At 35.8% G+C, this 7,853-nt stretch carries 7 protein-coding genes; all 7 read left to right on the plus strand.

The genetic code is table 11. The features are described from left to right. Positions 1-492 (plus strand): DUF4143 domain-containing protein (locus GPK49_RS01190; RefSeq protein ID WP_215676511.1); only part of this gene is annotated, 492 nt, incomplete at its 5' end. Between the two features lie 270 nt (positions 493-762). Continuing rightward, positions 763-1,116: a BlaI/MecI/CopY family transcriptional regulator gene (locus GPK49_RS01195; RefSeq protein WP_124984489.1), complete on the plus strand. Its 354-nt coding sequence runs from the start codon at positions 763-765 to the stop codon at positions 1,114-1,116. A gap of 24 nt (positions 1,117-1,140) precedes the next feature. Further along, a complete protein-coding gene (locus GPK49_RS01200; protein ID WP_215676512.1) occupies positions 1,141-2,397 on the plus strand; it encodes a M56 family metallopeptidase in 1,257 nt (418 codons plus the stop codon). A 272-nt stretch (positions 2,398-2,669) separates the two neighbouring features. Next, the gene (locus GPK49_RS01205; protein ID WP_215676513.1) at positions 2,670-3,695 is read left to right on the plus strand and encodes an S-layer homology domain-containing protein; all 1,026 of its coding nucleotides are present in this window, start codon (positions 2,670-2,672) and stop codon (positions 3,693-3,695) included. A 52-nt stretch (positions 3,696-3,747) separates the two neighbouring features. Further along, positions 3,748-5,046, plus strand: coding sequence for a S1 family peptidase (locus GPK49_RS01210; RefSeq protein ID WP_215676514.1), 1,299 nt, complete (start codon positions 3,748-3,750; stop codon positions 5,044-5,046). A gap of 688 nt (positions 5,047-5,734) precedes the next feature. Continuing rightward, positions 5,735-6,043, plus strand: coding sequence for a hypothetical protein (locus tag GPK49_RS01215; RefSeq protein WP_215676515.1), 309 nt, complete (start codon positions 5,735-5,737; stop codon positions 6,041-6,043). Between the two features lie 356 nt (positions 6,044-6,399). Beyond that, positions 6,400-7,623 (plus strand): IS256 family transposase, encoded by a 1,224-nt coding sequence (locus GPK49_RS01220; RefSeq protein ID WP_215676516.1) that lies wholly within the window; start codon positions 6,400-6,402, stop codon positions 7,621-7,623. Positions 7,624-7,853: the final 230 nt, after the last annotated feature.

Genomic DNA, 7,853 nt, shown 5'->3' on the forward strand with positions numbered 1-7,853 from the left:
GAAGCAATAGAATGGCTTGTTTCGGCAGGAATGCTAAACCGGATATATAATGTTTCTAAGCTGGAGCATCCGCTCTCTGCCTTTGATAAGTTAGACCAGTTTAAATTATTTTTATTTGATACCGGATTGTTAAAGCAGATGGCGGGCATTGATAACAGTGCAATCCTGTTAAAGTCAACCTATCAGTTCAAAGGCCCGCTGACGGAAAACTATGTTCTGCAGCAGCTTAGGGGGCAGTTTGATGTAATGCCGAGATATTTCTCAAGCAGAAATGGGGAAATTGATTTTGTGCTACAGTGCGGCATGGATATTATTCCTGTTGAAACAAAAGGCGGTGAAGATAAATCAGCACCGACCTTCAAAAAATATGTTGCAGACAATCACCCTCAATATGCAGTCAGATTTTCAAAAATGGGATATAGAAAGGACGGTAATATTACCAATATTCCATTATATCTGGTCGGAAAGACCAAGGAGCTTTTAGGGAGTTAGATAGATTTGGAGTGAATATAGAAGTGGTTTTGTGACAGATGCAAGAAAAGAATTATAGCTTAGTAAGAAAACGGTTGATTATAAATTAACCGTTTTTTTGTACTGTTTTTTGGCAAAATATAACAAAAGGTGATATAGCAATATGCCATATTGACTATAGAAATAGTCAATGGTATAATTTGACTACACCAATAGACAATATTATGGGATGTATTTAGAGATATTTTAGAGAGAAGAAAGAGAAAAAGTTTATGGAAAAGAGTTGGTTATATGAGGTTTTATGATTCGGAAATAAAGGTTTTAGAAGTTCTATGGGAGCATGGAGAACTTACCGCTGGGCAAATTGCGGAAATTTTAGGAAAAGAAGATGGGTGGAAAAGAACAACCGCTTATACGGTGGTTCAGAAATGTGTTGATAAAGGCTATATTGAAAGGAAAAAACCGAAATTTACCTGTAAGGCTTTAATCACAAAAGAAGAAGCACAAATGAGCAGTGTTTCTGAGCAGATAGAAAAATCTTATCCTTCCAAAATTGCTTTTTTTAAGGCTTATCTAAATAAAGATAATTTGACAAATGATGAGATTAAAGGCTTGTTTCAGGTAATAGATGATTTAAAAAAATAATGTGCTGAAGAATGGAAGTGTGCCATGAGTTTTTTATATATGAGTTTTTCGGCAAGTTGTATTGTATTGTTTACAGTTATTTTAAGGGGGCTTTTTAAAAGATTTTTGCCAATAGAATTATTCTGCGGTCTTTGGTGGTTGGCAATGATCAGAGCCTTAGTGCCATTCTCAATTAGTTCTAACTATAGTATTTATAATATGAAAATAGCATTAGAAGGTGGCTTAAGGCAAATTTTAGATATTACACTCTCGGAGAGAGAACAAACAGAGTGGATAATTTCCATAGGGTTAATAGTTTGTACGGTACTTATAATTTTTATTTCAGTATTTTTTGCAAGATATTTTTTAAAAATGCACAAATACTGTAATGATATTGCAGAAAATTCTGCTTTGATACAGAACTTAGGGATGGAAGAAGTTTTTGAAAGCATAAAATTTCCTGTAAGAAGGATAAAAATAAAGACTTCTGCTGTTTTAGATACGCCTGTATCTTATGGCTTTCTGAACCCGGTTATTATAATGCCTAAAGATTTAAATATAAATGATAAGGAAACTCTACAGTGTATTTTATTGCATGAGTGTATTCACATCAAATATATGCACTATCTGTGGAAAATTATATCTGTAGTTGTTGTTTGTATACATTGGTTTAATCCATGTATGTGGCTGCTATATTGGTATATGGATAAGGATACAGAGATTTTTTGCGATAAAAAGGTCATTCAAATCTTACATGAGGATAAAAGAGAAATGTATGCCAAAACGCTTGTAAATATGGCGCTTTGGCAGAACGAAAGTAAGGTTTTGGCAAATAATTTCATTAAAAAAAGCATGTTAAAAGAAAGGATTGTAATGATTATGAAATTTAAAAAGACATCTTTGGTAATGACATTGGCATCCCTGTTTATTTTTTCAAGTGCGGCAACCGCTTTTGCTACAACAGGAGTTTCTGTTGCAATGAATGATAGCAATAACGATCAAATACAGGTAATAGAGGAGTCTGATGAGAAAATTTGTTTTATGAGAGATGAGGTTGTTATTTTGGATCTTTCCTATGAGGAGTTAGAACCGTATATAAATATGAATGATGCTGAAAGAGCCACAAAATCTATTTATATTAAAGATTACAAATATACATCTAAAACTTCTTGTCCAGCCAGTCTGAAGGTATCTATGGAGAAAAATGGATATACATATACAGGAACATTAACCTTTTCGTATGGAGAAAAGACAGCCAGTGGAACTTATGTGGGTTATTATTGCGGATATTTATATAGATAATCCATAATGGTTTGGGATCATTTTAATTTGAGTAAAGAAAAACATCACTAATATAAATGTTATTTAATATTTAATTGAAAGGGGATGGTTTTATGAAGGGTAAGAAGAAATTGGTGATGGAGGTGATAAAAAATCCTGAATGAAAAATGCAGAAGCGTGCGACCAACACAAAATCTGTTTCAAACAGGATATAACTAATTATACCATAAGTGCAGTTAATATAAAATGAAAAATTTTATGAATATATAAGCAGTAAAGAAGGTGGAAGGGTTATGACTTTTAATAAAAATAAGTTAAGAAAAGTACTTGTTTTAGCATTAAGTCTATTTATGATACCGACTCAAGTTCATGCTGAGAACGGCAGTGGTACGGATATAACAACAAAATGGTATAGTGAAATAGTGAGCGATATGTTTGCGAGGGGAATTATTTCAGATACTGTAGGATTAGAGGAACCATTGACAAGAGGGAATATGGCAGAAATTTTAATTGCTACTGGTAAATTCTCTGATAATACATATGCAGTTAATCCGTTTACAGATTTGTCGGTAAGAGATAAAGAGTATGCAAATATTATTAGGCTGTATAATTCTCATGTCTATGCAGGAGCTGTTGATCAAAATGGAAATTTTGTAGCTCAGGTGAATGGGTTATTAACAAGGGAGCAGGCAGCAACATTTATTGTTAGAATGTTTAACCTTGAAAGTAAAACAGAGCATCTAACCTGTGAATTTAAAGATGGACAGGATATATCAAAGTATGCCTTTAACAATATTTTGATTTGTGAGGATCTAAATTTAATTGCAGGTTATGAGGATGGCACATTTAAGCCGCAAAACAATATTAGCAAGATTGAATTTCTTACAATATTAAATAAGGTGTTGAGGTATGGCTTAGATTCTAATGTTAATATGAGTAACTTGGAGACAACCTTCTATGACAAGTATGAATCATCTGGAATTGTATTAAATGTGGATACAGATATACACAATTCTAAGCTTGATTTGGAATTTGAGAATAAAACTGCTTTTGTATATTCATATGGGGAATTTCAAATAGAAAAATTAGAAGGAGGTAGATGGATTGTAGTTCCTTTTGAGAAAGGTATAGATATAGATGATTCTGCATCTATAATAAAACCAAATGACAAAACAGTAGAAACTGTTTTCCTTGAAGATTATTACAATGAATTGGATAACGGAACATATAGAATTGTATATGTGTTAGATAAGCAGATATATAGTATTAGGAAAACGTTTTTCAATGTAGAATTTTGTGCTGCAGAATTTGAGATTTAAAAATCTTATATTTCTGTGAGGTTTGTTTTTATGTGTACGAGGAGGTTAAGATATGAAAAATACATGGGGAAGGCTTATAATTTCTTCTATTCTTATTATGGGTCTGACTGTTCCAACTGCTGCTTTTGCAGGTGAGGACAGAATCAATGATACGAGGTATGACCAAGAAAAACCTAGTAAAGAAGAAATTGCTAGAAAAAAGGCACAGTATAAAGTGCCCAGAAGTTTAAATAGCGACGATGTAGAAACTTTTTTACAAGTTGAAAGTGATGTTTGGTCAGTGTTGTCGGCAAATTTAGATGAAGATGATTATGGTGGTATGTATATTGAAGATGATGTGTTGCACATTAAAACAAAGAAAGAGCAGAAAGTACAGAGTTTAGTGTCCCAAGTAAAAGGATGTGTGCCAGCTAAATTGAGAAGTGCTACACAAAAAATTGTTTATGAAAATGATTGTGTTTATACCATGAGTGAGTTGGATACAGCTTGCGATAAAATTTGGAATGCCGAAAAGAATGGGGAAATTGATGTTGTTGGTATAGGTACAGACGAAAAACTTAATGGTTTAATCGTAGAGGCACCTGAATGGAATGATGAAAAGAAGCAAACCATCTCTGAAATTTCGGGGATTGATATGGAACATTTGATTTTTGAAATTTCAGAAGGTAATTTTGAAGATACAGCACTTAATAGTGCCGGGGCAGGTAGTAACCTTCATTGTGATGAAACTGGGACAAGGTCTACTTTGGGCTGTGGTATTTACTATGAAATTGAAGGATTGAGCGACGAAGGTTATGGTGATTTGGGGTGGATTACCTCTGCACATAATTATGAGGATGGCAGTGAAATTTATATGTGGGATTATTATATGGGTTTTATTGAATTTATGAATATAGGCCCAGTTAATGATAATGACTATGCATATGCAGATGTAGCCGTAATTTACAAACCTAAAAGTTCAGAAGTTATACATGAAATGAAGGTATGTGGAACAGATAAACTAATTATGAATACCGGAAAGGCAATTCAGGGTGAAAAAGTTACAATGTATGGGGATAAATCCGGTCGTATAGATGGTAAAGTAATTAGCGAAAATTATCAATGCAAATGGAATGGTGAAGGTGCAGGTACCTATCGCAGAATGATAAAAACAGATATTGAAACTCAAAAAGGGGATAGTGGTGGTCCGTTGCTGAGAACTTTGGATAATGGGCAGTACACTTTACTCGGCATTGTGAAGGGAAGAGAGCTTTCCGATGATCAAGCCATTTTCACAGCTTGGAGTTCCATCGAAAGTAGATTAGAATTTGGGAAAAAAGGAAGAAGTGTTGATGTTTGGCTTTGGCCCTAATGATTAAAATCAGATTGAGTGAAATATTGTAAATAATTACAATATCTACATGAGTATGGTTTTTTAAAGTCATGTTGCAAAATATCACTAAAAGACAATGCAGATAGAATCTTACTGAAATTCTATCTGCATTGTTTGTTGTATATTGGTTTTAATTGTCTTTCTGGTTATACATATAAAAAGAAGTGTTCTGATCACTTGCTTGAACAGGCGTTTTTTGGTAATATAACCACAGAGGAAACTGTGTCGGGTGCAGGTTTTTTGCTAAAGGTGCGGAGATACATACCACCAAGATAGTTATGACACATGAGAGGCACTCCTCGTAGCAGCTTTTAAGGAGCAACAGCTTATGGGCTGCTAAGCACAATTTTTTGTGGCAGTTTCCTTTAGACTTTGAAAATAATATTTTCAAAGTTGCTTTTCATAAAATTTTTCATCCAGCAGCTCCGGGGCAAATTGCCTTGGGGCTGTATTCCTTTGTATAAAAGGGGTAAAGATTATATCGGAAGAACTGTTCATGATATTCGCATGAGATACAAGGATTGGATGCGGGGCTTAACACTAAACCTATCCGTAAATGGCAGAAGCAATGGTTTGACGAGTGTGGATCTATTGCAATATAATATATACATAAAGAGAGCAGTCAAGTATCAAATTCGATAAATAGCGATAATAGGAGGGTAAAAGCATGAATGGTTACGAAATAATGGCAGCCAGTTACAGACAGATGGTAAAGCAGGGAAGAATCGACAAGGAAACGGCAGACAAGGAGATTCGTATTTATGACTTCCTTGCCACCTGTGATACCGAAGATATTTGCCGTATGGTGGACAGCTCCGCATTCAACGATATTATCAAAGCGTTTGTCGAAACGGCTGTTAAAAATGCAGATATTGACGAGGATGCAGGGAAAAAAGTGGTTGCCCAGCTCTGTTATTTGTTCGATGAAAAGACGGCAAGACAGGTTCTCGATGGCAGATTAAGCGAGAAAATGTAAAGTGGCTGTATAGGTAGCAATAATTATTTACAGGTGTATTTTCCAAAATATCCGTAATAGAAAGCTCAATGTGGATAATTATCAGAATATCTATAGAGAATATTTTGAGCGGTCTTAGAGCTAAAAAAAGGTGGGGGACTGGCCCTCACCTTTCCTTAGCTTATGGGCTGCTAAGCACAATTTTTTGTGGCGGTTTCCTTTAGGCTTTGAAAAAAATATTTTCAAAGTTGCTTTTCACAAAATTTTTCATCCAACAGCTCCGGGGCAAATTGGAGCCTGTGAAAAAAACTCTGTAAAAACATAAATAACAAGGCCTTCTATGATAGAATAAAAATATCATGAGGAGGCCTTAAATTATGGCAAGAAGAAAAAGAATGTCCGAGGGTAAGAAAAACATTATTGCAGCACTTCTGCAGGAATACGATATCCAGTCAGCAGAGGATATCCAGGACGCTCTCAAAGATCTGCTGGGCGATACCATCAAAGAAATGATGGAAGCTGAAATGGATGAACACCTGGGTTATGAGTCCTATGAACGCTCTGAAAATCCCAATTCCAGAAATGGATATAAACAAAAACAGATTCGCAGTAAATATGGCGAAACCACACTGAGTGTTCCGCAGGACCGCGACAGTACATTTGAACCTAAAATCGTCAAGAAACGTCAGAAAGACATCTCTGCAATCGATGATAAGATCATTTCTATGTATGCCAAAGGCATGACAACACGCCAGATTTCTGAGATGATTGAAGATATTTATGGTTTTGAAGTCAGCGAAGGCATGGTTTCTGATATCACAGATCGTCTTTTGCCGGAAATAGAAGAATGGCAGAACAGACCTCTGGCAGAAGTGTATCCGATTCTTTTTATCGATGCCGTCCACTTTTCGGTGAAAGATAATAACGTTATCCGTAAGCTTGCTGCATATGTGATCCTAGGCATCAATCACGAAGGCAAAAAAGAAGTGTTGACCATTCAGGTTGGCGAAAATGAGAGCAGCAAATATTGGCTGACAGTACTGAATGAGCTGAAAAACAGAGGTGTGAAAGATATCCTGATTGTTTGTGTTGATGGTCTTACAGGAATCAAAGAAGCTATCAATGCTGCCTTCCCTAAGACCGAATATCAGCGCTGTATCGTACACCAGGTAAGAAACACTCTGAAATATGTCCCTGACAAGGATAGGAAAGCATTTGCAGCGGATTTGAAAACGATTTATCAGGCGGCAGGCGAGAAAAAGGCATTGGCAGCATTAGAACATGTGACCGAAAAATGGACTCCCAAATATCCGAATTCCATGAAACGCTGGAAGGATAACTGGGATGCAATTTCTCCGATTTTCAAATTTTCGGCAACGGTCCGGAAGGTCATTTACACGACAAATGCGATAGAATCACTGAATTCCACCTATCGGAAACTGAATCGCCAGAGAAGCGTATTTCCAAGCGATACAGCCCTTTTAAAGGCACTGTATCTTGCCACGTTTGAAGCTACGAAGAAATGGACCAGTACGATCCGGAACTGGGCACAGGTGTATGGTGAACTGAGTATTATGTACGAAGGACGCCTCCCGGAGTAACGAATAAACAGGCGAATAAGGCGGGGCGGAAAACCGCCTGCTCTTGACATGCCATTCAACAACTGTTATATATAAAACAAGGGTGAGAAGCCTGATTTTCAGGCTTACCACCCTCACATATCATAGAAGAATCTTATTTACAGACTTTTTCGGGTATGTGAGACTTTTTCTGTAAAATAATGTTTAGAAGGTTCTTCTATGATACAATAAATATCATTAGGAGGACCTTT

The sequence above is a fragment of the Clostridium sp. MCC345 genome (assembly GCF_018785345.1).
Taxonomy (GTDB): Bacteria; Bacillota; Clostridia; order Lachnospirales; family Anaerotignaceae; genus Anaerotignum_A; species Anaerotignum_A faecicola.